This window comes from Nocardioides sp. NPDC000445 (genome assembly GCF_040300245.1).
Classification (GTDB): domain Bacteria; phylum Actinomycetota; class Actinomycetes; order Propionibacteriales; family Nocardioidaceae; genus Nocardioides.
This window is the reverse complement of sequence record NZ_JBEPDH010000022.1, coordinates 48,635-72,871: the sequence shown is the minus strand read 5'-3', so window position 1 is coordinate 72,871 and position 24,237 is coordinate 48,635. Positions and strand designations below refer to the sequence as shown.

Sequence of the window (24,237 nt, the reverse complement as noted above, 5' to 3'; positions counted from 1 at the left end):
TCTTGCCGGGCGATGGCGCCGACCTGTGGCGCGCGGGATGCCCAGCGGTCAGAATCGTCTGCGTGAGCACTCTCTTCGTCGCGGCCGGTGGTGGGGGTGATGCGCTCGGCGTGCTCCTGGCGCGTCGGGTACTCGAGCCCGAGATGGACGACGGCGACGTCCTCGTGTCGACCTGCGCCTGGGAGCGGCTCCGCATCGACCCGGTGCCCGGCCCACGCTCGCGCGGCGACTTCATCGGTCTCCGCCTGGTCGATGGCGTCCGAGCGGAGATATCGACCACGACGGACACCCTCCCGCCGGGCCGGTCCGTGCTGCCGCGGCTTGCCGGCGACGTCGACGCGCGCCTCTTCCTGCACGACCTCGCGGACGGTGCGGTCGGACTCGCCGAGCAGTTCCAGCATCTCGCTCGGGCGCTCGGCGCCGACTCGCTCACCGTCGTCGACGTCGGTGGCGATGTGGTCGCCCGGGGAGACGAGCCCGGCCTGCTGAGTCCGTTGGCCGACTCGCTCACGCTGGCCGCGGCGTTGCGCACGGGCCTGCCGGTGCGGCTCGCCGTCGTCGGCCCCGGTGTGGACGGGGAGCTCCCGGCGGAGCAGGTGATCGCCATCCTCGGTGGGCTCGGTGGGATCCATGCGGGAACGCTGGGGACGGCGGATGTGGACCGGGTCGGCGACTCACTCGGCTGGCATCCCACCGAGGCGACGACGCTGGCCGCGGCAGCCGCGCGCGGCCTTCGGGGCGCCGTGGAGATGAGACGAGGACAGATTCCCGTCCCGGTGAGCGAGGCGAGTGCGACCGTGTGGCGCCTCGATGCCGTCGTGACGTACGACTTCCCGCTCGCCGAGGCGCTGATCAACACCCGCTCGCTGGGGAGCGCCGAGACGATCATCCGGGGCATCACCACCGTCGACGAGCTCGAGTACGAGCGGCGACGGGCCCGGGAGCGTCGCGAGATCCCGTCGCGAACCGTGACTGCTGCCGACATCGCTCATGCGAGCCTGGCTCGAGGCGCCTCGCACATCACCACTCGCCGCCTTCTGGAGGCGACGAGCGGGGACGTACCGAGCTACGAGTCGGCACGCTTCGACGGGCTCGGGCTGTGGGCCCTGGAGGCTCTCGCTCGGGGTTGAGCCCCGGGTCGAATCCCGTCAGACGACCGCCTCGGAGGTGGTGAGGGCCAGAGCCGGGGTGGAGGCGGCGCGCGGCCAGACCTCGGCGAGGATCTCGACCCCGCGCCGGACGAGCTCGGGACGCGGCGTGATCGCCAGCCGCAGATGGCGCTCGTAGGCGCCGTCGACCCCGAACCGCGGCCCGGCGGTGACGAGCAGTCCGTGGGGCCTGGCGGCGAGGGTGAGCTGGGAGCTGACCGGCGCGGGCAGGCCGACCCAGGCGGAGAGGCCGCCGTCGATACGCGGCGGCAGCTCCCAGTCGGGAAGGTGCTCGCGCATCGCGTGGTAGAGCGCGGCGCGGCCGGCGGCGAGCTGCGCGGCGCGCTCCTCGAGGATCTCGGGCAGATGCCGGAACAGGATCGTGGTGACGAGCTGCTCCCAGATCGGGGTGCCGAGGTCGGTGGCCGAGCGTCCGCTGGCGATCTGGGTCAGCAGCACCGGATCGGCGCGGATCCAGCCGACCCGCAGCCCGCCCCACAGCATCTTGCTCGCCGAGCCGATGTGGACGACGCGGGCCTGGTGCTCGCCGGCCATCGCGGCCAGCGGTGGGAACGTGTGCGGGCGGTCGATGTTCAGCTCGGCGGTGGTGTCGTCGGCCACCAGGAGGGTGTCGACCTTCGCAGCGGCGTGCAGCAGCCGGAGCCGGTCCTCGGTCGACATCGAGCGAGACGTCGGGTTGTGGAAGTCGGGCATGACGTACGCCATCACGGGGGTGGTCCGGGCGATCGCCGCCTCCATCGCGGGCATGTCCCAGCCGGCGTCGGTGGTCACCGGGCTCGTGATGATCCGGGCTCCAGCGAGGCTCAGGGCGTCGTACGCGTTGGGGTAGGACGGGCTCTCGGCGTAGGCCCGGTCGCCGCGGTGGATCACGGTGCGGGCGAGCAGGGCGATCGCGCTCTGGCCGCCGGTGGTCACCATGATCTGGTCGGGGTCGGTCGGCAGGCCGCGATCGGTGTAGCGCGCCGCGATCTCCGCGCGAAGCTCCTCGATGCCCCACAGCGTGTAGCCGGGGCCGGTCATGTGGTCGGCCAGCCGCCGGGTCGCCTCGACCGCGGCCTCCGGGAGCCGCCGGGTGGCGGGCAGAGTGGCCCTGACCAGGTCGATCTCGCCGCCCTCGGTGAACGAGTCGGGCGCGGTGGGTGGGAGCTTCGTCGTCGTACCCGACCCCTGGACGCTCAGTGCGTACCCGTGCTCACGCAGGCGCCGGTAGGCCGCCGTGATCGTGGTGCGGCTCAGGATCAGCCGCTCGGAGAGCTCGCGTTCGGAGGGGAGACGTACGTCGGCGGAGAGCCGTCCGTCGATCAGCAGCAGCTGGATCCGTTCGGCGAGGTTCTCGTACGCCGGGCCCTCCCCTTGCCACTGACCGAGCAGGCCAGCGAGCGCAGTGGCACCGATTCTTCCGCGAGGCATGAGGCCACCTTACCGTGATTGGCTTCTTTACCTTCGATTGGACCCGTGATTGGCTTTGCAATCGTGAAGGATCTCTCTGTGAAGTCGCTCTCCTGGTTGATAACTGGACTCTTCCTCTACGGCATCGCACTTGCCATGCTCCTGCGGGCCTCGCTCGGCGTCGGGCCGTGGAACGTGCTGACCTCGGGTCTGGTCGAGGTCACCGGCATCTCGTTCGGCCTGATGACCAATCTGATCGGGCTCGGCGTGCTGCTGATATGGATCCCGCTGCGCCAGCGGCCCGGGATCGGGACGGTGCTCAACGTGCTCCTGGTCGGCACCTCGGCCGACATCGGCCTGTGGCTCATCCCGCCCGTCTCCGGCGTGTTCGTCCAGATCGCGATGTTCGCGGGCGGTCTGTCGCTGCTGGCCGCGGCGACCGGCATCTACATCGCGCCGGGCCTCGGCCCTGGCCCGCGCGACGGCCTGATGACCGGCCTGCACCAGCGGACCGGTGCCCCCGTCTGGCTCTGCCGTGCGGGCGTCGAGATCACCGTGCTGGCGATCGGCTGGCTGCTCGGCGGACTGGTCGGCATCGGCACCGTCGCCGAGGCGCTGCTCATCGGTCCGATGGTGCACCGCACCCTGCCGTTCTTCCGGACCCTGTACGCCGGGCGGGCGGCCGCTGCGGCGCTCAGCGCCGAAACACGCGCGAGTGCATGACTTAACCCATGCGAACAGCCTTCGGGTCGAAGGCAAGGATGTCGTAGCTCATGGCGCGAGAGCGTAGTTGCGACATCGACCGCGCAAAGTGGCTTCGCCCGATGGCTGGCTCAGGCTGCTGGTGCCAGGGCGGCGTTCGGTCTCCTGGTGCGGTGTTCTGTGCCAAAGTTCCGTCATGGCTCAGGATCGGACCGCGTCGCGGCTGCTTGGCTGGAGCACGCTGGTGCTGCTCCTTGCGGCTGCGACTTCTTTCGTCGTTCCGGTCACGCTGTTCGCCTTCGCGTCGGCCGACGAAGGCGTTGCGGTCACCGATGCGCCTGTGACGGTTGATGCACCAGCCCATCGCACGTGGGGCATCTACACCAACGACGCCGACAACTCGGGTTACAGCGCATTCTGCTCGGTCAACGACAGTGCGGGCCGGCCGGTCGAGGTCCGCGATCCTGGGGCCACGGTTTCGGCGTCAGAGACCGAGATGCTCGACCACGAGTTCACCACCCCCGAGGACGGGACGTTCACGGTCGAGTGCCATGCGGACAACGCATCGGTGCGAGTCGGCCCTGTAGGCAACCTGCCATCGGTTCTCATCGGTACCTTGAGCGCGGCGGGCCTGGGCCTTACGGGAATTGCTCTGGGCGTCATGTGGCTGACGAGAAGGGGCTCGGTCGACACGCCAGCGCCCGCAACCTAAAGGTCGACCCGTTTCGCACTCATACCCGATACGCGGCTGCATTCGAGTTACCTGGCAAGACCCATGCAGAAGTGGCTGATACTCGATGTATGACGACGTCGCTGCTTGCCCCGAGGTGCATCCGATCGCGTCGAGACGCGCGGGGCGACGCATCCGGCGGCACGACTGCCACGCCGATCCTGGACTGGGCCTCGCCCGAGATCGTGACCATGTGTCCGGTCGATCCCGACCTCATCAACGCCCGCGAGTTCCTCATAGAGGTCCACGCCCACATCGCGCGGACGATCCGGCCTGTTTATGCGATGGATGATCGCCAGCCGGCATCGGTGACGGTGAGGCGGGGTCGCGGCTCTTGCAGCCAGCGACTCGCCGTTCTCGAGGCTGTTGCGCGTCGAGCTGGGATCGCCACGCGTGTGAGGGGCATCGCCGTGGACGGCTCTTTCTGGTACCCGCGGTTCCCGCGCCTGAAGTGGCTTGCACCGGACCGGGTGATCCTTGCATGGCCAGAGTTCATGATCGATGGGCACTGGACGCAGGTCGGCGAGTTGTACGGATCAATCGAGGAGATGTCCGCCTGTGGCCTCGGGTTCACCAACGCAGACGGCGAGACGCTCTTCGATGCTATCGCCCGCACTGCGATCGATTGGGACGGCCGAAGCGGCATTGAGTCATGTGACCTCTCTGCGGTCGTGAAGGAGGACCTCGGCTACTTCGACTCACGCGACGACCTGTTCGGCGCCCGCGGACAGACCCTTGCCTGGCTCCCGCGATGCCTGGCCGACCAAGCCATGGGCCGCCGGTCTGCGTCCGCGGCCCTTCGGCTTTGAGTCTCGGATCGGAAGGCCGGTCATGCGGCGGATCCCTCGGACATCGCCACCCGGTACCCCAAACTCATAAACGAGACCATCAAGGTCGCCCTGGTCGGCTTCACGCCCCATGACCTTCGACACACCGCCGCATCGTTGGCCGTTGGAGCCGGAGCCAACGTAAAAGCTGTGCAACGAATCTTGGGCCGCGCATCGGCCGCGACGACTCTTGATGTCTACGCCGGCCTCCTCGCCGATGACCTCGACGCCGTGGCCGGCGCGGTGGATGAGCTCTTCGCCGGGCTCGTGGACGGCGTGGTCGAAGTCATGGCTGGGGAACTGGTGGACGAAGTCGCCGACTACGTGACCGATCACGGTGTGCCCGAAGTGCGCCCTCAGGACCCCGAAAAACGGTGCCGAAGGGCGACACGCCGAAGGTCGTGAAGATGTCGGGCCAGGTATTTTTCTGGCGCCCCCGACAGGATTCGAACCTGTGACCGTCGGATTAGAAGGCCGATGCTCTATCCAGCTGAGCTACGGAGGCGTGGCCTGTGTGAGCACCCCGCTGGAAGGGGGTTTGCGCAGGCCGCGCACGATCTTACCGGTGCCCGTATCCCCTGTGTGCATCGGAATCCGAAACGCTGGCCGGAGTGTTACCAAGGTGTGGGGGGTATTTGGGTGCACTGTCCCCGCACTGTCGACGTGAGTGTCCGATTGGCGGACCACGAGGGTTCGAGACTGGGCCCGATCATCGGTAAGGTCCCCGGACATGACTATGGAGTCCATGTGCACCTCGTGCGGTGCAGCCGTCACCGGTATGCGCTTCTGCACAGGTTGTGGGACCCCCGTCAGAAGCGCTCATCAGCCGCCGTCGCAGGGTGCACCGGAGCCGGTCGCACCGCCGCGACTGCCGCAGCGGGGTGCCGATCCTGAGCAGGGTGGTCTGTCGTTGCCGAGGCGTGGGCAGGGAAGTGCTGCGCCCGCGCCCGAGGCCGACACGGAGCCGGCCCCGTTGCCGCTCGAGCAGGTCAGGCGTACGCCGGGGGCCTCGATGGCGCCCCAGCTGAGCATGACCGCGCCCAGCGGTGAGCAGCCGGCCTTCGGTGGTGGCATGGCGCCGCCGCCGGCAGGTTCGGACGGTGGTGGCCTGTTCGGGCTGGCGGCGCGTACGCCGAAGTTCGAGCCGGAGCTCGCCTCCCAGTCGCAGTCGCTCTTCCTGCCCAAGCGCAAGCGCGTCGCGGAAGAGCCTGAGCCCGAGCCGGCCCCGGAGCCGGATCCTGAGCCCGAGGCACCGGTGGCCGCACCGGCGCCGCTGCCGGATCTCCCGACGCGGCCGGCAGCACAGGACCGCGCGGCCGAGCCGCCCGCCCCGGCGCCCGCCCCCACCCCCGCGCCCGAGCCGCAGATGCCGGAACCGCAGGTGCCGCAGACCCCGGAGCCCATGGCCGCTCCTCCGCTGCCCGAGCGTCCGGCCGCTGCGTACCACCAGAGCGGGGAGCACCCGACCTTCGTCGAGCCCGCGCCGCAGTTCGGTGGCCAGGCCCCCGAGTCGGCCTACGAGACGACCCACGAGGCGATGCCGCCGGTCGAGCGACGCCAGCCCGAGCCGGTCCGTCCGGACGAGACCCAGGTCGCGATGAGTCCCCGGTTCGACGCCGTCGACGAGGAGGCCTCCGGAGGCACCCGTCCGCGCGACGAGTTCGAGCAGTTCGCACCGCCGCAGCCGCAGTTCGACGCCCCGGCACCCGAGTCGCGCTACGACGACGGCCAGCCCGATCTCGGTCAGCCCGACCAGGGCGAGCAGGTCCCGACGTACGGTGACCCTGCCTACGCCCCGCTCGCACCGCAGCTGGAGCCGGACCAGGGCCAGTGGTCGCCCGGCTACGACCAGCCCTACGGACAGCCGTACGGACAGGGCGCCGACCAGGGCTTCGACCAGGCGTACGAGCAGTCCTACGGCCAGCCGCAGGACCGGTCCCAGGACGACTTCGGCCAGCCGTACGGTGACCCCTACGGCCAGAGCCCCTACACCGACGCCACCCTCGTCGGGCAGCCGCCGGTCGGCGGCGGGCCCAACACCCCGGCGCCGCCGCCGATGGCGCCACAGGGCTACGACCCGTACGGGAACGGCTACGACGCCCGCTACGAGCCGCAGCGCGGTCAGGGCGGCCAGGGCAAGGGCCCTGGTGGTCTCGATCTGAAGCGCTGGGGCCTGATCGTCCTCGCGCTGGCCGTCGTGGTCGCGATCATCGCCTTCGTCATCGGTCTGACCAGGAACGACGACGCCAACGCGAAGACCGGCTCCACCACGGATGCCACCACGACCGAGGGCGGTGCCGCGGCCGAGGCGAAGAAGATCGACGACCTCATCAAGACCTCGGCCAAGGACAAGGCGGCCATCGGTGCTGCTCAGGCCGATCTCGAGGCCTGCGAGAACATCGACGAGGCGATTCAGACCTTCCAGGACGCCGCCGCCTCCCGTGAGAAGCTGGCGGCGGATGTCGCCAAGATCGACACCGCCGTCCTCCCGGGGTCGCGGAAGCTCGTCAAGAACCTCGAGTCCGCGTGGATGACCTCGCAGAACGCCGACCTCGCCTTCGCGGCCTGGGGCGAGAAGCGCAGGGTCAACGCCGATGGCGAGTGCGTGGGCGGCAAGGGCAAGCTGGAGAAGGCGACGACGCTCAGCCTGGCCAGCCACGACCCGAAGAAGGCGGCCGCCAAGGCGTGGGGGCCGATCGCGGAGGAGTACGGCCTCGAGCCCGTCGAATGGACGAAGCTCTGAGCTCAGCGTGAGCGGAGGTACGCCGCCATCGCCCGTTTGATGGCGGCGGCCGTCCGCGCCTGGAACCGATCCGACTTCAGCAGGCGCGCGTCCTCGGCGTTGCGCATGTTGCCGGTCTCGAGGAGCACCTGCGGCACCGTGGTGAGGTTGAGCCCGGCCAGGTCGTCGCGCTCCACGAACCCGCCCTCACCGAGGTAGGAGGCCAGCGGCATCCCGGTCTTCCGCATCTCGGTGCGGAGCAGCTGGGCGTAGCGTCGCGAGGGCTCGACGACCTCGTCGTTGGTGCCCGACGGCACCGGGATCAGCAGCGAGTAGCCCCGCTCGGAGGCGGCCGCGCCGTCGGCATGGATGTCGATCGCGACGTCGGCCTTCGCGTCGTTGATGATCTTCGCGCGCTCGTCGATGCACGGCCCGACCCCGTCGTTGCTGTCGCGGGTCAGAACCACCTTCGCGCCGGACTGGCGCAGATCGTCCGCGAGCTTCGTGGCCACGGCCCAGGTGAAGTCGGTCTCCGGGTAGCCGTCGTCGGTCGCGGTGCCCGTCGTGTTGCACGGGCTCTGCGAGCGCCCGTTCCACACCGGCTCGTTGATCACTTCGGGCGCGCCCGCGTTGCCGCCGTTGTGCCCCGGGTCGATCCCGACCACGGCTCCGGCGAAGACGTCGTCAGAGCTGCTCGACGCGGGCGCGGACGCCGTCGCTGATGTGGCGGGCTGCTGCCGTGGCGTACTTCCTGGGCTGCAGGCCATCAGGGCCGAGGCAAAGGCGAGGCAGCCGGCCACGGCGATCGCTGACCGAGGTAACTCGGTCAGCACCCGCTTCCCTCGTGGAACTCCACGAGGGAAGCGCGACTCGACTGAGTCACCCTTCGACAGGCTCAGGACATCGCCTCGGTCAGCATTCACCTCACAGATACTGACCCATCCACGCCTCGACGTCGTCGGCCGTACGCGGCAGGCCGGCGGAGAGGTTCACGGAGCCGTCCTTGGTGACGACGATGTCGTCCTCGATGCGGATGCCGATGCCGCGCAGCTCCTCGGGGACGAGCTTGTCCTCCTTCTGGAAGTAGAGGCCCGGCTCGACGGTGAGGACCATGCCCTCTTGCAGCGGTCCCTCGATGTAGGCCTCCTTCGACGCGGAGGCGCAGTCGTGGACGTCGAGGCCGAGCATGTGGGAGACGCCGTGGAGGGTCCAGCGGGAGTAGGTCTTGTTGTCCTCGGAGAGCGCCTCGTCGACCGAGACCGGCAGAAGACCGAGGTCGTCGAGGCCGTGGGCGAGGATCTCCATGGCGGCGAAGTGGCCGGCCCGGAAGGTCACGCCCGGGCGGATCGCCTCGATGCCGGCCTGCTGGGCCTTGTAGACGAGCTCGTAGAGGTTGCGCTGCAACGGCGTGAAGGTCCCGGAGATGGGAAGGGTGCGGGTGATGTCGGCGGTGTAGAGGTTGTGGCCCTCCACGCCCATGTCGAGCAGCACCAGCTCACCGGGGACGATCGGCCCGTCGTTGTCGATCCAGTGCAGCGTGGTGGCGTGGGACCCGCCGCCGACGATCGAGTCGTAGCCGAGGTCGTTGCCCTCCGCGCGGGCGCGGCGGAAGAAGGTGCCCTCGATCCAGCGCTCGCCGTGCTTCAGGACCTGGTCCCACTCGCGCACCGCGTCGGTGAAGCCCCGCACGGTGATGTCGCAGGCCTCCTTGAGCTCGCCGAGCTCCCATTCGTCCTTGATCAGGCGCAGCTCGGAGAGCGCCTTGGCGAACTCCTCGTCGCGGGCGGCCTCGGCCGGGGCGACCAGCTTGTCGACGTCGGCCGAGACACCGCGGAGGACGCGGGTCGGGGTGTTGCCGGCGAGGTCGGACTCGAGCTGGTCGACGTGGCGTACCTCGATGCCCAGCGAGTCGGAGAGCTCACGGGCCGAGGGACGCGCACCGGCCCAGAGCGCGCCGTACTGACGGTCACGGAAGAACTCGTCGGTGTCGCGGCCGCTGCGCGGGCGGGCGTACAGGACCGAGGTGCCATCGGGCTCGATCACGGCGACGGCGTCGGAAGTCTGGTTGCCGGTCAGGTGCACGTGGGCGGTGTCGGCGCGGAAGCGGTAGTCGGTGTCGTTGGCGCGGACCTTGTAGGTGCCGGCCGGGACGACCAGGCGCTCACCCGGGAAGATGCCCGAGAGGCGCTCCCGGCGGGCTGCCGCCCACGGCGTGATCGGATGCTCGGGAACCTCGACCTCGCGGTCGTCCCAGCCCTCCCTCATGAACTTGGACCACGCCTCCGGAACCGTCTGGTCGTGGCTCTCGGTGTGGTCGTCTGCAGGAGTGGGGGCGCCTTTGTCCGTCATACCGGAATCGTACGCCGCGCCGGATCGACAACGCTCGTGAGTTCCCAGGCCACGCGGGTGGCGAGGACGTCTCGATCGGTGTCTGGTCGCACGTGCGGTCCGGCCGCCCGATAGTCTGGCGCGCATGGGGGCGATCCCGAAGGATCCGACGAGAAGCAACCGCACGTTCACCATCGTGGTGGGCGTGCTTGTCGTGCTGACCTCTTTGCCGGTGCTCGGCATCGTTCTGCTCAGCACCAGCGTCGTCAACGACCATCTTGCCCCGACCGGCGCGATCCTGGGAGTGCTCTTCGCGGCCATCCCGGTGGTGCCGCTGGTCTATGCCTTCCTGTGGCTGGACCGCTACGAACCCGAGCCGAAGTCGCTGCTCGCGCTCGGCCTGGGTTGGGGCGCCTTCGTCGCGGTCGCGGCAGCGCTGATCGTGCAGAGCGTCGGGGCGCTGCTCGCCGGGTGGAGCCAGCCGACCCAGCTCGCGATCGTGGCTCCGGTCACCGAGGAGGCGGCCAAGGGGCTGTTCCTCTTCGTGCTGCTGGTCTGGCGCCGCCACCTCCTCGACGGGGTGCTCGACGGGATCGTCTACGCCGGCATGGTCGGCATCGGCTTCGCCTTCACCGAGAACATCCTCTACCTGGGCGGCACCTACAACGGCACGCCCGGCATGGGCGACAGCTCCACGGGACACATCGGTGAGTTCACCGCCGTCTTCGTGATGCGCTGCCTGTTCAGCCCCTTCGCGCACCCGCTCTTCACCGCCTTCACCGGCATCGGTATCGGCATCGCGGTGGTGACGCGCAAGCGCTGGCTGAAGGTCGTGGCGCCGCTGCTGGGCTACGCCATCGCGGTGCTCGCCCACGGCACCTGGAACGGCTCGACACTGCTCTATGACGGGGCCGGGTTCCTGCTGGCGTACGTCGTGGTGATGGTGCCCGCGTTCGTCTCGATGGTGGTCTTCGCGGTGTGGCGGCGAAAGTCCGAGCGCATCGTGCTGACCCGGTCGCTGACCGATGCCGCCCAACGGGGGCTGATTCCCTACACCGACATCGGCTGGGTGGTCGATCTGCGGCGCCGGGAGCAGGCGCGGAAGTTCGCGTCGACCCATGGAGGGGCTCAGGGGGTTGCGGCCATGCGTGAATACCAGCAGGCTGCCATCGAGCTCGGATACTTGCACTGGCGATTCCTGCGCGGCAACCCGCCGCCAGACTTCGCCGCCCGGGGGAGGGCATACGTTGACCGCATCAGTGAGGTACGTCCACACATCGCGTTCCCGAGCGGGCAGGTGATGACCGGATGAACGAAGAACACAGAGACGACGACGCTCCGGAGGCGGCTCCGGAGACCCCGCCTGCTGCCTACGAGGCGCTGACCGCGGGGATGCTCGCGGAGAAGCCGACCACCGAGTTCGAGGCCGCCCGGGCCGAGATCGAGGCGTCCGGCGGCGAGGGCAACCGGATGGTGACCTCGCTCATCCAGCTCCACCGCGCGCTGACCGAGGTGACGCTGCCGCTGGACCTGCCCGGCGCCGACGAGCAGCGGGCTGCCAGGCAGAACATGGTCGAGCAGCTCGAGGACTATGTCATCCCGCGGATGATGACCATCGACGCGCCGCTCCTCGCGGTCGTCGGCGGCTCCACGGGCGCCGGCAAGTCGACGCTGGTCAACTCGCTGGTCGGCACCAAGGTGACCACGCCGGGCCTGCTGCGGCCGACGACCCGCTCGCCGGTGCTCGTGCACCACCCCGAGGACGGCCGCTGGTTCGGCCAGGACCGCCTGCTTCCCGAGCTGGAGCGGGTGAACCACCCGACCAACGACCCCGGCGCGCTGCAGCTGGTGGCCAGCGACCGGCTCCACCCCGGCCTGGCGATCCTGGACGCGCCCGACGTCGACTCGGTCGAGGAGGCCAACCGGGTGCTCGCGGCCGAGCTGCTCGCCGCGGCCGACCTGTGGATCTTCGTCACCTCGGCCGCACGCTACGCCGACCAGGTGCCCTGGGAGTTCCTCCAGCTCGCCGCCAACCGCTCCACCGCGGTGGCCGTGGTGCTCGACCGCACTCCGACCGAGGCCGTCCAGACCGTCGCCGGCCACCTGGCGCGGATGCTCGCCTCGCGCGGGCTCAAGGACTCACCGCTCTTCATCGTCCACGAGGGCGAGGTCTCCGAGCAGGGGCTGCTGCCCGCCGAGCACGTCGCCGAGGTACGCGCCTGGCTCGACATGCTCGCCGACGACGCCACCGCGCGACACCAGGTCGTCACCCAGACCCTCGACGGTGCGGTGCGGGCGCTGACCCTGGAGGTCCACCCGATCGCCGACACAGCGGACGGTCAGGGAGAGGCCGCGCAGCGGCTGCGTACCGATGCGGACATGGCCTACGACGAGGCGCTCAGGTCCATCATGGCGGCGACCGCCGACGGGACGCTGCTGCGCGGCGAGGTGCTCGCGCGCTGGCAGGAGTTCGTCGGCAGCGGCGAGATCCTCAAGGCGCTCGAGACGAAGGTGGGGATGCTTCGCGACAAGATCCTCGGTTCGATCAAGGGCAAGCCGCAGCAGGCCGAACGGGTGACCGCTGCCGTGCAGGGCGGTCTGGAGATGCTGATCCTGGAGCAGTGCGAGGCGGCTGCCGAGAGGGCCGAGGCGGCCTGGCAGATGAGTCCCGCGGGCCGTGGGCTGCTCGCCATCGGCCCTGCCGACCTCGGCCGAGCCTCCCGTGCGCTGCGGCCCAAGGCCGAGCGTGCGGTGCGCGACTGGCAGCAGGACGTGCTCGACATGGTGCGCAGCGAGGGTCAGGACAAGCGTACGACCGCGAAGTTCCTCTCCTACGGGGTCAACGGCCTCGGCGTCGCGCTGATGGTGGTCGTCTTCGCCTCCACCGGCGGGGCGCTCGTCGGTGCCGAGGTGGGCATCGCCGGTGGCACCCTCCTGCTCGGCCAGAAGCTCCTGGAGGCTGTCTTCGGCGACCAGGCCGTGCGCGGGCTCGCGTCCCGGGCGCGCAAGGCGCTGGAGGTACGCATCGTGGGGCTCGTCGACGAGGAGCGTGCGCGCTACACGGGTCAGGTCGACGCGCTGCAGATCGACCATGGTGCACCGGAGCGACTGCGGCACGCTGCGCGGAAGGTCGGCGACGCTCGTTTCGCCAGCCAGCGCGGCGATGACTGAGACTTGTCAGACTGAGCTTTTTCAGGAAGGGAAGGGGGATCCTTGAGCGGTCTGCTCGAAGGTGCAAAGAACCTGGTCAGCCGAGGCGGAGACCTCGGTGATCGGCTGGACGGACTGACGGCTGCGACCGTGGCGGCGACGGGGCGTCTCGACGACGGACTCGTCGAGGACGCGCGCGCCGTGGTCAACAAGGCTCAGGGACGCCTCAAGCTCTCCGCCGACCACACGGTCGTCGGGGTCGCGGGGGCGACCGGGTCGGGCAAGTCGTCCACGTTCAACGCCCTGACCGGGCTGGAGCTCTCCGCCGTCGGTGTCCGGCGGCCGACCACCTCGTGGGCCACCGCCTGCGTGTGGGGTTCGGAGGGCGCTCAGGAGCTCCTCGAGTGGCTGGGTATCCCCGAGCGCCACCAGACCACCCGCGACTCGATGCTCGACACCCGCCGTGAGGGGCACGAGCTCGACGGCGTGGTGCTGCTCGACCTACCCGACCACGACTCCACCGAGGTCTCGCACCATCTCGAGGTCGACCGGCTGGTCGAGCTCGCCGACATGCTGGTGTGGGTGCTCGACCCGCAGAAGTACGCCGACGCGGCCATCCACGACCGCTATCTGCAGCCGCTCCGGACCCACTCCGAGATCATGGTCGTGGTGCTCAACCACATCGACCGCGTTCCCGAGGACCGTCGTGAGGCGATGCTGGGTGACGTACGCCGCCTGCTCGACCAGGACGGGCTGCGCAACGTGCCGGTGATCCCGGTCTCGGCCAAGCTCGGCTGGGGGATCCCCCAGCTCAAGACCGAGATCGCCCAGCGAGCCGCGGCGAAGCGGGCCAACAAGTCCAGGCTCTCCGCCGACATCAAGACCGCCGCCGTGAAGCTCGCCAAGGCGTCCGGTGACGCCAAGCCGCGTTCCCTGGCCAAGCCCCGGGTGGAGGCCCTCGAGGACGCCATCTCCGAGGCCGCCGGGGTGCCGACCGTGGTGGACGCGGTCGAGCGATCCGTACGCACCCGGGCGAGCGCGGCCACGGGCTGGCCGCTGGTCTCCTGGGTCTCCCGGCTGAAGCCCGACCCGTTGAAGCGGCTTCACCTGGCGCTGGGGGAGGAGGCGACCCAGCTGGCCGGGCGCGCCCGGACCTCGCTGCCGCAGACCACCGCCGTCGAGCGCGCGCGAGTCGACACCGAGGTGCGCCAGCTGGCCGACGAGGCCGGCGCCGGGCTCGCCTCGCCGTGGCGCGACGCGATCCGGCGGGCATCGGTATCCCGGATGGACGACCTCGCCGACAGGCTCGACGCCTCGGTCGGCGGAGTCGACCTGAACGCCGAGCGGCTGCCGCTGTGGACCGGGCTGGTCAAGGCGCTCCAATGGCTCCTCATCATCCTCGCCACCGTCGGGCTGGTGTGGTCGGTGGCGCTGCTTCTCTCCGGAGCCGCTCAGATCGGCGACGTGACGCCGTCCGTCGCCGGGGTCGAGCTGCCGTACGTCCTCGTCATCGGGGGTGTCGGGCTCGGGCTGGTGCTGTGGGCCGTGTGCCATCTGCTGGTGATCAGCACCGCTCGACGTCGGGCGCGGGCGGCCGATGCGCGGCTGCGTACGGCGGTCGCCGACGTGTCCCGTGAGCTCGTCGTCGATCCGATCGAGACCGAGCTGGCGGCCTACACCGCCCTGCGGCACGGGGTGGCCAAGGCGCTGCGCTGACCGGTCGGCGGGCCGATCACTGTCCACAGGCACGGTTCGATCCGGGGTTGTCCACAGGCGGACGTACGTCGCCCGGAACTGTCGGTGGTCGAGCGCAGGGTTGTCTCCGAGGCCCGCATCAGGCGGGCGCGAACACGAGGAGACAACGATGAACGACTCGATCATCACCCTGCGCGGCAACGTCGGTGCCGACCCCGTCGTGCGGAACGTCGGTGAGGTCTCGGTCGCGAACTTCCGGATGGCATGCACGCCGCGGAAGCTCAACCGGTCCACCGGAGAGTGGAGCGACGGCGTGACGCAATGGTTCTCGGTGAGTGCCTGGCGTCAGCTGGGGGAGAACGTCGGGCGCTCGCTGCGCAAGGGCGACCCCGTGGTCGTCCAGGGACGGCTGTCCGCCCGCAGCTACGTCAACAAGGACGGGCTCGAGGTCAACACCTTCGAGGTCGAGGCGACCGTCGTCGGCCATGACCTCAACCGCGGCATGTCCAGCATCTCGCGCAATCCGCGCTCGCTGGCCGCGGTAGCCGCCCCCGCCCCCGGACCCCGCGATGACGACCCCGAGCGTGACCCCCTCTCCGACTGGCGGGCGCCGGGTGCGGACCCGTGGGACCAGCAGCCGGCGCCGGCGGACGATGGCGAGGCGGCTGATGAGACGGAGGCGTCTGTGGCGGCCTGAGGTGAGCCGGGCGGTCGCACGGCCCTGTGGCAGGGTGCGCCGGTTGTACCGGCGTGCCTCTCCCTCATTAGGGTGGGCACCATGGCCGACTACATCCTCTCCCTGCGCAATGTGCGCAAGGCCCACGGCGACAAGGTCGTCCTCGACAACGTCACCCTCTCGTTCCTGCACGGTGCCAAGATCGGCGTCGTCGGCCCGAACGGCATGGGTAAGTCCTCGCTGCTCAAGCTGATGGCGGGGCTGGACCACCCGAACAACGGCGACATCGTCCGCGACCAGGACGCGACCGTCGGGATGCTCCAGCAGGAGCCGCCGCTGACCGAGGGCAAGACCGTCCTCGAGAACGTCGAGGAGGCGGTCGGCGAGATCAAGTCGAAGATGAAGCGCCTCGAGGACGCCTACATGGAGATGGGTGACCCCGACGCCGACCAGGACGCCCTGATGGCCGAGACCGGTGAGCTCCAGACCTTCCTGGACAACATCAACGCCTGGGACATCGACTCCAAGCTGGAGCAGGCGATGGACGCGCTGCGCTGCCCTCCGGGCGACGCGCTCGTCGACAACCTCTCCGGTGGTGAGCGCCGCCGAGTCGCGCTGTGCAAGCTGCTCCTGCAGGAGCCCGACCTGCTGCTCCTCGACGAGCCCACCAACCACCTCGACGCCGAGTCGGTGCAGTGGCTGGAAGGTCACCTGAAGAGCTACAAGGGCGCCGTCCTGGCGGTCACCCACGACCGCTACTTCCTCGACAACGTCGCCGAGTGGATCGCCGAGGTCGACCGCGGCTCGATCCACGGCTACGAGGGCAACTACTCCACCTACCTGGAGACCAAGAAGGACCGTCTCAAGGTCGAGGGCCTCAAGGACGCCAAGCGCGCCCGGATGCTCGAGAAGGAGCTGGAGTGGGTCCGCTCCAACGCCAAGGCCCGCCAGACCAAGTCGAAGTCGCGTCTGGCCCGCTACGAGGAGCTCGCCGCCGAGGCCGACAAGGCCCGCAAGATCGACACCGCCGACATCAACATCCCGCCGGGCCCGCGCCTGGGCGACGTGGTGATGGAGGCCAAGGGCCTGGTCAAGGGCTTCGAGGGCCGCACGCTGTGGGACGACATCTCGTTCTCGCTCCCGCGTGCGGGCATCGTCGGCATCGTCGGCCCCAACGGTGTCGGCAAGACCACGCTGTTCCGGATGATCACCGGCTCGGAGAAGCCCGACGCGGGTGAGCTCAACGTCGGCCAGACGGTGAAGATCTCCTACGTCGACCAGAGCCGCGGCGGCATCGACCCCAACAAGAACGTCTGGGAGGTCGTCTCCGACGGCCTGGACTTCATCAAGGTCGCCAACTTCGAGATGAACTCGCGGGCCTACGTCGCCTCCTTCGGCTTCAAGGGTCCCGACCAGCAGAAGAAGGCCGGCGTGCTCTCCGGCGGTGAGCGCAACCGCCTCAACCTCGCGCTCACCCTGAAGCAGGGCGGCAACATGCTGCTGCTCGACGAGCCCACCAACGACCTGGACGTCGAGACTCTCTCGTCGCTCGAGGACGCGCTGCTCGACTTCCCCGGCTGCGCCGTGGTCACCTCCCACGACCGGTGGTTCCTCGACCGCATCGCCACCCACATCCTCGCCTGGGAGGGCACCGAGGAGAAGGAGGGCGAGTGGTTCTGGTTCGAGGGCAACTTCGAGTCCTACGAGGCCAACAAGATCGAGCGCCTCGGCCAGGAGGCCGCCCGCCCCCACCGCGTCACCCACCGTCGCCTCACCCGCGATTGACCAAACCCGCGCCGAGTCGGCGCGTTCTGACCAGAACCATCGCCGAGTCGGCTCGTCACAACGAGCCGACTCGGCGCGTTTGTCACAGGGGTGCGGGCTCCTGGGCCGCTGCCGGGCGTACGCCGTTCACGGCGGGCGTGATCCGGCGCTCCAGGCGCATCGAGGCGGCGACGATGAAGACACAGCCGACCACCATCAGTGCGATGAATGCCGTCGACTGGCCGTGCTCGAGCAGGAAGCCGGCGAGGATCGGGCCGATGATCGCCCCGGTTTGGAACGAGGCGGAGTTGATCGCGTTGTAGCGCCCGCGGAGATGGTCGGGCGCCATGTCGTTGGTCAGGGCTGGGTAGGCCGACTGCATCAGCGTCTCGCCGAGGGCGAAGAAGATCCCCTGGAACGCGACCACGCCGACGATGGCCGCGACGGAGCCGGGTACCAAGCCGGTCGCCCCGAACACCACCCAGGCCAGGCCCCAGATCGCAGCGGTGGCGACGAGCACTCGAGTGCGCCGTCGGCCGCTGACCCGGTTCATCACCCAGAACTGGGCGAGTACGATCACCGCGCAGTTCACCACGAACGCGAACCCGATGACCCGGGTGGAGACCTCGGCGATCTGACGCGAGTAGGCCGGGAACCCGCTCTCGATCTGGCCATACCCCAGGGTCGAGAGCAGCACCCCGATCACCACCAGCCAGATGACCTCGGGACGGCGCAGGATCGTGGCGTACGAAGCGGTCGCGTCGGGCTCGTCGGCGCCAGGTCGCGCGGCGCGGCCGTGCAGATGACGCAGCGGGCCGAGCAGGACCAGGGCCGGGATCGTGAAGGTGGCGGCATTGGCGAGGAAGGCGTAGGTGAACGTCTCGGGCCGGCTCACGTCGATGAAGAGTCCACCGATGACGCCGCCGACGCCGATACCGAGGTTGATCAGCGCGAAGTTCACCCCGTAGTAGCGCTGCCGGAGCTCACCTTCGACCACGGTGGCAACCAGGGCGTTGGCTGCCGGCCAGGACACCCCGGCCTGGACGCCCAGCAGGCACAGCGCCGCCGCGGCGAGCACCGGCGTGGTGGCGAAGGCGAGCATGACGTCACCGGCGATCGCGCAGACCAGGCCGCCGAGGATGACCGGACGGGCTCCGTACTTGTCGATCAGGCTGCCGGCCGGGCCGGTGACGATGAAGCCGGCGATGGCGATCAGGCCCATCAGGGTGCCGGAGAGACCGAGGTCGAAGCCGCGTACCTCATGCAGGTAGATGATCGTGAACGGCAGCGTCATGCCGCGACCGAGGAGCTGGATCGCAACCGTCGACAGGAGCCAGCGGCCCTCGCGTGGAAGTGCGGCTATGAAGTCACGGAGACCGAGAGCAGGGGGAGTCGACACCGAACAATTCTCGCCTTTACCTGGAGCCGTGGCGAATTGTTTCTGGGGCCTGCGATGCCTCGGGCCGGTCCCATCGCCGGTCTCATCGCCGGGCTTAGGTCCCGGCTCATTCTGCCGTTGGTCCCGACTGTTTCAGGGCTCTCGTCCCGGGTTCGGATCGAACCTTCGGTGACAACTTCCTCGCCGTTAAGGGGTGCCAGTGCATGGAACAGCCCGTAGAGAGGGCTAACGTAATGCCCCGTGGGTGATGAGACTCGGTGGCTGGACGAAGAGCAACAGCGCTCCTGGCGTGCGCTGATGATGGGGATGACCCTGCTCGATGACCGCCTGGACGCCGACCTACGCACCCGCTTCGACATCTCGCTCCCGGAGTACGAGATCCTCGTACGCCTCTCCGAGAACGACGGCGCCATGCGGATGGCTCAGCTCGCCGACTCCCTGGCCCACTCGCGCTCCCGGATCACGCACACGATCACCCGGATGGAGCGTGCCGGGCTGGTCGAACGCCGCAACTCGGCCGAGGACGGCCGCGGTGTCGTCGCGACCCTCAGCGAGCGCGGCTTCGAGTTGCTGCGGGAAGCGGCCCACGTTCACGTCACCGGCGTACGCGAGTACCTCATCGATCTGGTCAGCGAGGAAGACTTCGCGGCTCTGGGACGAGTGATGAACGCCGTCTCCGACCACCTCATCAGCGACCGCCCCGGCATCGAGATGCGCTGAAACGCCGACTCGGCGCGCCTGCCTGGGGCAGACGCGCCGAGTCGGCGAAGGTGTGTCAGATGCGCTCGAGGATCATCGCCATGCCCTGGCCGCCGCCGACGCACATGGTGATGAGACCGGTGGTCTTGTCGTGCCAGTCGAGGCTGTTGAGCATGGTGTTCTGCAGGCGTGCGCCGGTCATGCCGAAGGGGTGACCGACGGCGATGGCGCCGCCGTTGATGTTGAGGCGGTCGATGTCGATGCCGAGGTCCTGGTAGGACGGGATCACCTGGGCCGCGAAGGCCTCGTTGATCTCGACCAGGTCGATGTCGCCGATCGACATGCCGGCGTACTTCAGCGCGTTCCGGGTCGCCTCGACCGGGCCGAGGCCCATGATCTCGGGGGAGAGGCCGGAGACGCCGGTGGACACGATCCGGGCCAGCGGGGTGACGCCGAGCTCGGCGGCCTTGGTGTCGGACATGACCACGACGGCGGCGGCGCCGTCGTTGAGGGCGCAGCAGTTGCCGGCGGTGACGGTGCCGTCTTCGCGGAAGACCGGCTTGAGGCCGGAGATGGCCTCCAGGGTCACGCCCGCGCGGGGGCCGTCGTCGGCCGAGACGACGGTGCCGTCGGGGGTCGTGACCGGGGTGATCTCGCGGGCCCAGAAGCCGTCGGCGATCGCCTTCTCGGCGAGGTTCTGGGAGCGTACGCCGAACTCGTCCATCTCCTGGCGCGAGATGCCGCGCGAGGTGGCGAGGTTCTCGGCGGTCTGGCCCATCGCGATGTAGACGTCCGGCAGCAGGCCGTCCTCGCGCGGGTCGTGCCACTTCTCGTTGGACGTGGCGGTGGCGGTGGTCCGCGACTGGGCGTCGTCGAAGAGGTGGTTGACGGTGTCGGGCAGGTGGTCCGAGGTGCCCTTGAAGAAGCGGGACACGGTCTCGACACCGGCCGAGACGATGATGTCGGCCTCGCCGGCCTTGATCGCGTGCAGCGCCATCCGCGAGGTCTGCACCGAGGAGGAGCAGTAGCGGGTGATGGTCGCGCCGGGCACCTTGTCCCAGCCGTTCAGCACAGAGACCACGCGGCCCATGTTGTTGCCCGACTCGCCGCCCGGCAGACCACAGCCGAGCAGCAGGTCGTCGATGTCGTTGGGGTCGAGACCCTCGACCTTACCGACGGCTTCCTTGGTGATGAGCGCCGCGAGGTCGTCGGGACGGAAGTCCTTCAGAGATCCCTTGTTGGCTCGCCCGATCGGGGTGCGGGCGGCGGCGACGATGACTGCCTCAGGCATGAAGACTCCCGGTTACTGATGAGTAGGTAGAACTGTGGTCGACACCATACTCGCCCGGACAGCGTCTGGTCGCCAGGCCCAGTGCCCAAGATGATCTGGAAGGATCGGCCACGTGCGCCACCTCTACGAATGCCCCATGCGTTGGGCCGACCTCGACATGCTCGGCCACGTCAACAACGTCGTCTACGTCGACTACCTCCAAGAGGCGCGCGTAGACATGCTGCGCACGCACGCCCGGAGCCCGCAGACCCAGGGCCTGGCCGAGGGAGTCGTGGTGGCCAGCCACCAGGTCACCTACGTCGCCCCGCTGCTCTTCGACTTCAAGCCGGTCTACGTCGAGTCGTGGGTGACCGACATCCGGGCGGCCAGCTTCACGATGGCCTACGAGATCTTCCGCACCGAACCGGACGGCACCCGCAAGGTCTTCCTGCGGGCGAGCACGGTCCTGGCGCCGTACGTCTTCGCCACCGAGTCGCCGCGCCGGCTCAAGCCGGAGGAGAAGGCAAACCTCCAGCCGTACCTCGAGGCCTACCCGGAGGAGTGGTCGCCGAAGCCGCTCGCCCTGGGTGAGCCGAAGCGGCTCGAGGACGGACGCTTCCCGCTCTACGTCCGGTTCTCCGACGTCGACGCCTACGGGCACGTGAACAACGTGAAGTACTTCGAGTACTTCCAGGAGTCGCGACTGGCACTGATGATGCGGCTTAGGTCGCAGCACGGCATCGAAGGCTGGCCGTCCGTCGTGGTCGCGCAGACCGACGTCACCTACCACGCACCGGTCCTGGCTCGCTCGGAGCCGTACGACGTGTGGAGCTACGTCTCCCGGCTGGGCACCAAGTCGATGACGATCGAGTCCGAGATCGCCGACGGAGACCTTCGGCTCGCCCGTGGGCAGGTCACGCTGGTCTTCTACGACCTGGAGTCCGGGAAGGCCGTCGAGCCCAGCCCGGAGGTGCGTGCGGCAGTCGAGAGCGTGCTCTAGATCGTCTCAGTCGCGCCGGTCGTCATCGTCACAGTCGTCGCGGCGGTCGTAGCGGTGCTCATAGTGCTGCTCGCGCCGGCAGTCGTCGCCGTCGTCGCTGTCGCCGTACCAGCCATCCGCGTCCCACTGACTCCAGTCCCAGCCGTCCTGGGTCGCGGTGAAGTCCTGCCCGGGCATGGCCGGGACCTGGCCTGAGGTCTCGTCCGACTTCTCGCCGCCGCGCGTCTTCCGGGCGCTCAGCGTGCTGCCCTCGGTGGGCTGGTTCGCTTTCGGCGCCGAGTCGGGCGGCGCGAGCAGGTCGCGGGAGGCGAGCTGGGTGGCGAGCGCGGCGTCGGGAGGAGGGGGCAGCGTGCCGACCGAGGTGTCCTCGGCGGCGTCGATGGGCTCGGGCGGGCCGGTCGGGTCGTCGGCGAGCGGAGTCTGCTGGCCGGTCGCCTGCTGCGCGGGCTGGGTCGACTGGTCCGGTCCGATCGACCGTATCCCTCCGATGAGCAGTGCCATCGCGACGAGGGCGACGACTGCAAGCCCGACTCCGACGATAGCCCGCTGAATTGCCCGCATGCGTCCTCCGAGAGCGCTCTGGTCAACTAAATGTTCTGCTTGAGTCCAGTAGCCTCCCAGTGCTTGCGTCAGATGTCGAGAAGCGGGACCTTTGTCAGCGTTTCCTGACCCTCCGGACGAATCGGGCGCGGCGCTCGGAGATCCGTTTCCACACCACCTGCTGGATGCCGAGCGTCGCCCAGCCGGCGAGCGCCATCCCGGTGATGTTGAGGAGCAGCTGCAGCACGCTTCCTCGGATCTCGTGGCCGACGCCGAAGGCGAGACCGAGGGCGATGTTGGCGGCTGCCGGGATGGTGGTCACCGAGATGAAGACCCCGGAGAGGCCGCCGACCCGGGCCGAGGTGAGGGCGAGCACGCCTGCCGACGCCGCGATCAGCGCCACGATGAACGACCACTTGTCCGGGGTGTAGATGAAGCCGGTCCCCGGCCGGTCGGCGAGCACGTCCTCGAGATCGATCCAGCCGAGGGCGCGGCCGATGAGCGCGGCCACCGTGGTGACCGCGATGCCGACCAGGAATCCGAGGGCGAGAGTGCTCAGCGAGCGGCCGAGGAGGTGATAGCGGTGCCGGACCAGGGCGACTCCCAGCGCCGCGATGGCGCCGAACTCGGGGCCGATCACCATCGCCCCGATCACCAGGATCTGGGAGTCGAGGACGATCGCGATCCCGGCCAGCAGCGTCGCCAGGGTCATCAGGCTCATGAAGGTCCAGTTGGCCTCGGTGTCGTCGTAGGCCTGCTGGGTGACGTGGGTGACGTCGGCCCACACCACGCTGTCCGCGCTGCTGCCCGGAGCCAGGTCGGCGGCCTTCAGCGCACTCTCCGAGAGCCACGCCTTGGCCGAGTCGACGTGGATGCTGCCCTCCTTGTGCACGTCCAGGTCACGGAGCCGCTCGATGACGTCGTTGGCAGCCTCCCGCGCCACCCCGGCCATCACCACGTCGCCCTCAGGGCGCAGCGACGCGCCGGGCAGCGAGGAGAGCTCGCTGACCGCCGGGTCCGCGGTGAGCACGTCGATGACCTGAGACGTCAGGTGTGCCGGCGAGGTGATCCGCAGCTGCAGCATGGCGCACATTGTCGCCTACCGCATCGCCGTGTCACCGCACCCGTCGCCCGCACCTCGGGTCAGAGCCAGTGCTTGGCCTTGAACACCCTGTGCAGGACCACGGCGGTGACGATGATGGCGATCGTCGAGGCGATGAAGCCGGCGGTCTCGCCGGACCCGGGGTAGGGCACGTTCTGCCCGAAGAAGCCGGTGATCAGGGTCGGTGCGGCGACGATCGCGACCCAGGCCGAGATCCGGCGCATGTCGTCGTTCTGCCGCACCGAGGTGGCGGCCAGCTCCTCGGTGGCCAGGGCCAGGTGGGTGCTGGTGCGGGCCTGGTAGAAGTCGATCACCCCGCGGACGAAGTCGCCCTGCCCGTCGGCCATGGTGCGCACCATCTCGAACCGGTCGGCGATCTCCGCTGCGCGCACCGCCAGGCCCGCGACCGGTCCGTTCCCACGCCGCGCCACGGCTCGGTAGGTCTCCGCGCTGTGGGTGGCGATGGTGCGTACGGCCAGCAGTGCGTGCCCGACCTGGAACAGCTCCTCCAGCAGCGTCTGCGGGTCGTCGTCACGGTCGTCGTCGGTGACCTGCTGCTCGATCCGGCCGGACTCTCGGGCGAGGTTGGCCACGAGCTGGGTCTCGCGGCGCACCATCGAGGAGACGATGGAGTGGGACAGGTCCCAGGACGTACGTGGATGGATGTCGCCCTTCAGGATCCGCTGCCGCACGCCGTCGGTGTCGATGTGCGCCACCTCGGGGTCGACCACCGGGTTGAGCGGACCGTGCACGGTCACCAGGTAGTTGGGGCCGATGAACTGGTCGAGCTCGACATAGTGCACGTGTCCGCCGCTGCCGAGCTTCGGGGCGTGCAGCACCGTGAAGACGTGGTCGTCGTAGAAGTGGAACTTCGAGATGTGGTTGCGGGCCACGCAGTCGCTCAAGGCGAGGGAGTGGAACGGGAACCAACGGCTGAGCTGCTCGGACATGGCCGCGTCGCACTGAGGAAGGTCGATCCACACCACGGTGCCGGGTTCGTCGAGCAGCTCGGTGACCTCGTCGAGGTCGTGCTCGGTGAGTCCGGTCGGACGTAGTGCGTAGACCGTCATGTGGG

The 24,237-nt window shown here is 69.3% G+C and carries 21 protein-coding genes and 1 tRNA gene; 13 read left to right on the top strand and 9 right to left on the bottom strand.

What is annotated here, in order from left to right; genetic code table 11:
- Positions 1-62: 62 nt before the first annotated feature.
- Positions 63-1,130, top strand: a complete 1,068-nt coding sequence (locus ABT304_RS25240; protein ID WP_350719418.1) for a DUF1152 domain-containing protein — start codon at positions 63-65, stop codon at positions 1,128-1,130.
- Positions 1,131-1,148: 18 nt separating this feature from the next.
- Here ABT304_RS25240 and yczR read toward each other — a convergent pair whose 3' ends face one another.
- Positions 1,149-2,579: a MocR-like transcription factor YczR gene (yczR, locus tag ABT304_RS25235; protein WP_350719417.1), complete on the bottom strand. Its 1,431-nt coding sequence runs from the start codon at positions 2,577-2,579 to the stop codon at positions 1,149-1,151.
- Positions 2,580-2,657: 78 nt separating this feature from the next.
- Here yczR and yczE point away from each other — a divergent pair, with 78 nt between their 5' ends.
- The 4 genes from yczE to ABT304_RS25215 all read left to right on the top strand — a co-directional run bounded on the left by yczE (position 2,658) and on the right by ABT304_RS25215 (position 5,222).
- Positions 2,658-3,281, top strand: a complete 624-nt coding sequence (yczE, locus tag ABT304_RS25230; RefSeq protein ID WP_350719415.1) for a membrane protein YczE — start codon at positions 2,658-2,660, stop codon at positions 3,279-3,281.
- Positions 3,282-3,456: 175 nt separating this feature from the next.
- Entirely contained in the window at positions 3,457-3,972 is a 516-nt protein-coding gene (locus tag ABT304_RS25225) for a hypothetical protein (RefSeq protein ID WP_350719413.1), read from the top strand.
- Positions 3,973-4,061: 89 nt separating this feature from the next.
- The gene (locus tag ABT304_RS25220; protein WP_350719411.1) at positions 4,062-4,799 is read left to right on the top strand and encodes a transglutaminase domain-containing protein; all 738 of its coding nucleotides are present in this window, start codon (positions 4,062-4,064) and stop codon (positions 4,797-4,799) included.
- Between the two features lie 42 nt (positions 4,800-4,841).
- Positions 4,842-5,222 carry a tyrosine-type recombinase/integrase gene (locus tag ABT304_RS25215; RefSeq protein ID WP_350719474.1) on the top strand — a complete coding sequence of 127 codons (381 nt, stop codon included), beginning with the start codon at positions 4,842-4,844 and terminating at the stop codon, positions 5,220-5,222.
- 23 nt (positions 5,223-5,245) lie between these two features.
- Here ABT304_RS25215 and ABT304_RS25210 read toward each other — a convergent pair.
- Positions 5,246-5,322, bottom strand: a tRNA-Arg gene (locus ABT304_RS25210).
- A gap of 468 nt (positions 5,323-5,790) precedes the next feature.
- Between ABT304_RS25210 and ABT304_RS25205 the strand changes: the two genes are divergently transcribed.
- A complete protein-coding gene (locus tag ABT304_RS25205) occupies positions 5,791-7,560 on the top strand; it encodes a hypothetical protein (RefSeq protein ID WP_350719409.1) in 1,770 nt (589 codons plus the stop codon).
- Positions 7,561-7,562: 2 nt separating this feature from the next.
- Here ABT304_RS25205 and ABT304_RS25200 read toward each other — a convergent pair whose 3' ends face one another.
- Positions 7,563-8,306: an N-acetylmuramoyl-L-alanine amidase gene (locus ABT304_RS25200; RefSeq protein ID WP_350719407.1), complete on the bottom strand. Its 744-nt coding sequence runs from the start codon at positions 8,304-8,306 to the stop codon at positions 7,563-7,565.
- A 157-nt stretch (positions 8,307-8,463) separates the two neighbouring features.
- A complete protein-coding gene (locus tag ABT304_RS25195) occupies positions 8,464-9,888 on the bottom strand; it encodes an aminopeptidase P family protein (protein ID WP_350719405.1) in 1,425 nt (474 codons plus the stop codon).
- A 124-nt stretch (positions 9,889-10,012) separates the two neighbouring features.
- Here ABT304_RS25195 and ABT304_RS25190 point away from each other — a divergent pair, with 124 nt between their 5' ends.
- From ABT304_RS25190 to ettA, 5 genes are all read left to right on the top strand, one after another.
- The gene (locus tag ABT304_RS25190) at positions 10,013-11,179 is read left to right on the top strand and encodes a PrsW family intramembrane metalloprotease (RefSeq protein WP_350719403.1); all 1,167 of its coding nucleotides are present in this window, start codon (positions 10,013-10,015) and stop codon (positions 11,177-11,179) included.
- Positions 11,176-13,038 carry a GTPase domain-containing protein gene (locus tag ABT304_RS25185; protein WP_350719401.1) on the top strand — a complete coding sequence of 621 codons (1,863 nt, stop codon included), beginning with the start codon at positions 11,176-11,178 and terminating at the stop codon, positions 13,036-13,038. Before ABT304_RS25190 ends, ABT304_RS25185 begins: the two co-directional genes overlap by 4 nt.
- Positions 13,039-13,080: 42 nt before the next feature.
- Positions 13,081-14,733 carry a YfjP family GTPase gene (locus tag ABT304_RS25180; RefSeq protein ID WP_160025161.1) on the top strand — a complete coding sequence of 551 codons (1,653 nt, stop codon included), beginning with the start codon at positions 13,081-13,083 and terminating at the stop codon, positions 14,731-14,733.
- A 148-nt stretch (positions 14,734-14,881) separates the two neighbouring features.
- A complete protein-coding gene (ssb, locus tag ABT304_RS25175; RefSeq protein WP_350719399.1) occupies positions 14,882-15,409 on the top strand; it encodes a single-stranded DNA-binding protein in 528 nt (175 codons plus the stop codon).
- Between the two features lie 81 nt (positions 15,410-15,490).
- Positions 15,491-17,173, top strand: coding sequence for an energy-dependent translational throttle protein EttA (ettA, locus tag ABT304_RS25170; protein WP_160025159.1), 1,683 nt, complete (start codon positions 15,491-15,493; stop codon positions 17,171-17,173).
- Positions 17,174-17,255: 82 nt separating this feature from the next.
- Here the strand turns inward: ettA and ABT304_RS25165 are convergent, their stop codons facing one another.
- Entirely contained in the window at positions 17,256-18,551 is a 1,296-nt protein-coding gene (locus tag ABT304_RS25165) for an MFS transporter (RefSeq protein ID WP_350719397.1), read from the bottom strand.
- Positions 18,552-18,791: 240 nt separating this feature from the next.
- Between ABT304_RS25165 and ABT304_RS25160 the strand changes: the two genes are divergently transcribed.
- Positions 18,792-19,271: a MarR family winged helix-turn-helix transcriptional regulator gene (locus tag ABT304_RS25160; RefSeq protein WP_350719395.1), complete on the top strand. Its 480-nt coding sequence runs from the start codon at positions 18,792-18,794 to the stop codon at positions 19,269-19,271.
- A 55-nt stretch (positions 19,272-19,326) separates the two neighbouring features.
- On the opposite strand, the gene ABT304_RS25155 is transcribed toward ABT304_RS25160, so the two are convergent.
- Complete coding sequence (locus tag ABT304_RS25155) at positions 19,327-20,541, bottom strand: acetyl-CoA C-acetyltransferase (RefSeq protein WP_160025156.1); 1,215 nt, start codon at positions 20,539-20,541, stop codon at positions 19,327-19,329.
- A gap of 136 nt (positions 20,542-20,677) precedes the next feature.
- On the opposite strand from ABT304_RS25155, the gene ABT304_RS25150 reads away from it, so the two are divergent.
- Positions 20,678-21,520, top strand: coding sequence for an acyl-CoA thioesterase (locus ABT304_RS25150; protein WP_350719393.1), 843 nt, complete (start codon positions 20,678-20,680; stop codon positions 21,518-21,520).
- Between the two features lie 6 nt (positions 21,521-21,526).
- On the opposite strand, the gene ABT304_RS25145 is transcribed toward ABT304_RS25150, so the two are convergent.
- The 3 genes from ABT304_RS25145 to ABT304_RS25135 form a co-directional block, all read right to left on the bottom strand.
- Positions 21,527-22,081: a hypothetical protein gene (locus ABT304_RS25145; protein WP_350719392.1), complete on the bottom strand. Its 555-nt coding sequence runs from the start codon at positions 22,079-22,081 to the stop codon at positions 21,527-21,529.
- A gap of 94 nt (positions 22,082-22,175) precedes the next feature.
- Positions 22,176-23,144: a DUF389 domain-containing protein gene (locus ABT304_RS25140; RefSeq protein ID WP_350719390.1), complete on the bottom strand. Its 969-nt coding sequence runs from the start codon at positions 23,142-23,144 to the stop codon at positions 22,176-22,178.
- A 59-nt stretch (positions 23,145-23,203) separates the two neighbouring features.
- Positions 23,204-24,232, bottom strand: a complete 1,029-nt coding sequence (locus ABT304_RS25135; RefSeq protein WP_350719388.1) for a magnesium transporter CorA family protein — start codon at positions 24,230-24,232, stop codon at positions 23,204-23,206.
- Positions 24,233-24,237: the final 5 nt, after the last annotated feature.

Coding starts and splice junctions, on each gene's coding strand:
- yczR (WP_350719417.1), bottom strand. CDS start 2,579: ATGCCTCGCGGAAGAATCGGTGCCACTGCGCTCGCTGGCCTGCTCGGT.
- ABT304_RS25225 (WP_350719413.1), top strand. CDS start 3,457: ATGGCTCAGGATCGGACCGCGTCGCGGCTGCTTGGCTGGAGCACGCTG.
- ABT304_RS25220 (WP_350719411.1), top strand. CDS start 4,062: ATGACGACGTCGCTGCTTGCCCCGAGGTGCATCCGATCGCGTCGAGAC.
- ABT304_RS25200 (WP_350719407.1), bottom strand. CDS start 8,306: ATGGCCTGCAGCCCAGGAAGTACGCCACGGCAGCAGCCCGCCACATCA.
- ABT304_RS25195 (WP_350719405.1), bottom strand. CDS start 9,888: ATGACGGACAAAGGCGCCCCCACTCCTGCAGACGACCACACCGAGAGC.
- ABT304_RS25190 (WP_350719403.1), top strand. CDS start 10,013: ATGGGGGCGATCCCGAAGGATCCGACGAGAAGCAACCGCACGTTCACC.
- ABT304_RS25185 (WP_350719401.1), top strand. CDS start 11,176: ATGAACGAAGAACACAGAGACGACGACGCTCCGGAGGCGGCTCCGGAG.
- ssb (WP_350719399.1), top strand. CDS start 14,882: ATGAACGACTCGATCATCACCCTGCGCGGCAACGTCGGTGCCGACCCC.
- ettA (WP_160025159.1), top strand. CDS start 15,491: ATGGCCGACTACATCCTCTCCCTGCGCAATGTGCGCAAGGCCCACGGC.
- ABT304_RS25155 (WP_160025156.1), bottom strand. CDS start 20,541: ATGCCTGAGGCAGTCATCGTCGCCGCCGCCCGCACCCCGATCGGGCGA.
- ABT304_RS25150 (WP_350719393.1), top strand. CDS start 20,678: ATGCGTTGGGCCGACCTCGACATGCTCGGCCACGTCAACAACGTCGTC.
- ABT304_RS25145 (WP_350719392.1), bottom strand. CDS start 22,081: ATGCGGGCAATTCAGCGGGCTATCGTCGGAGTCGGGCTTGCAGTCGTC.
- ABT304_RS25140 (WP_350719390.1), bottom strand. CDS start 23,144: ATGCTGCAGCTGCGGATCACCTCGCCGGCACACCTGACGTCTCAGGTC.
- ABT304_RS25135 (WP_350719388.1), bottom strand. CDS start 24,232: ATGACGGTCTACGCACTACGTCCGACCGGACTCACCGAGCACGACCTC.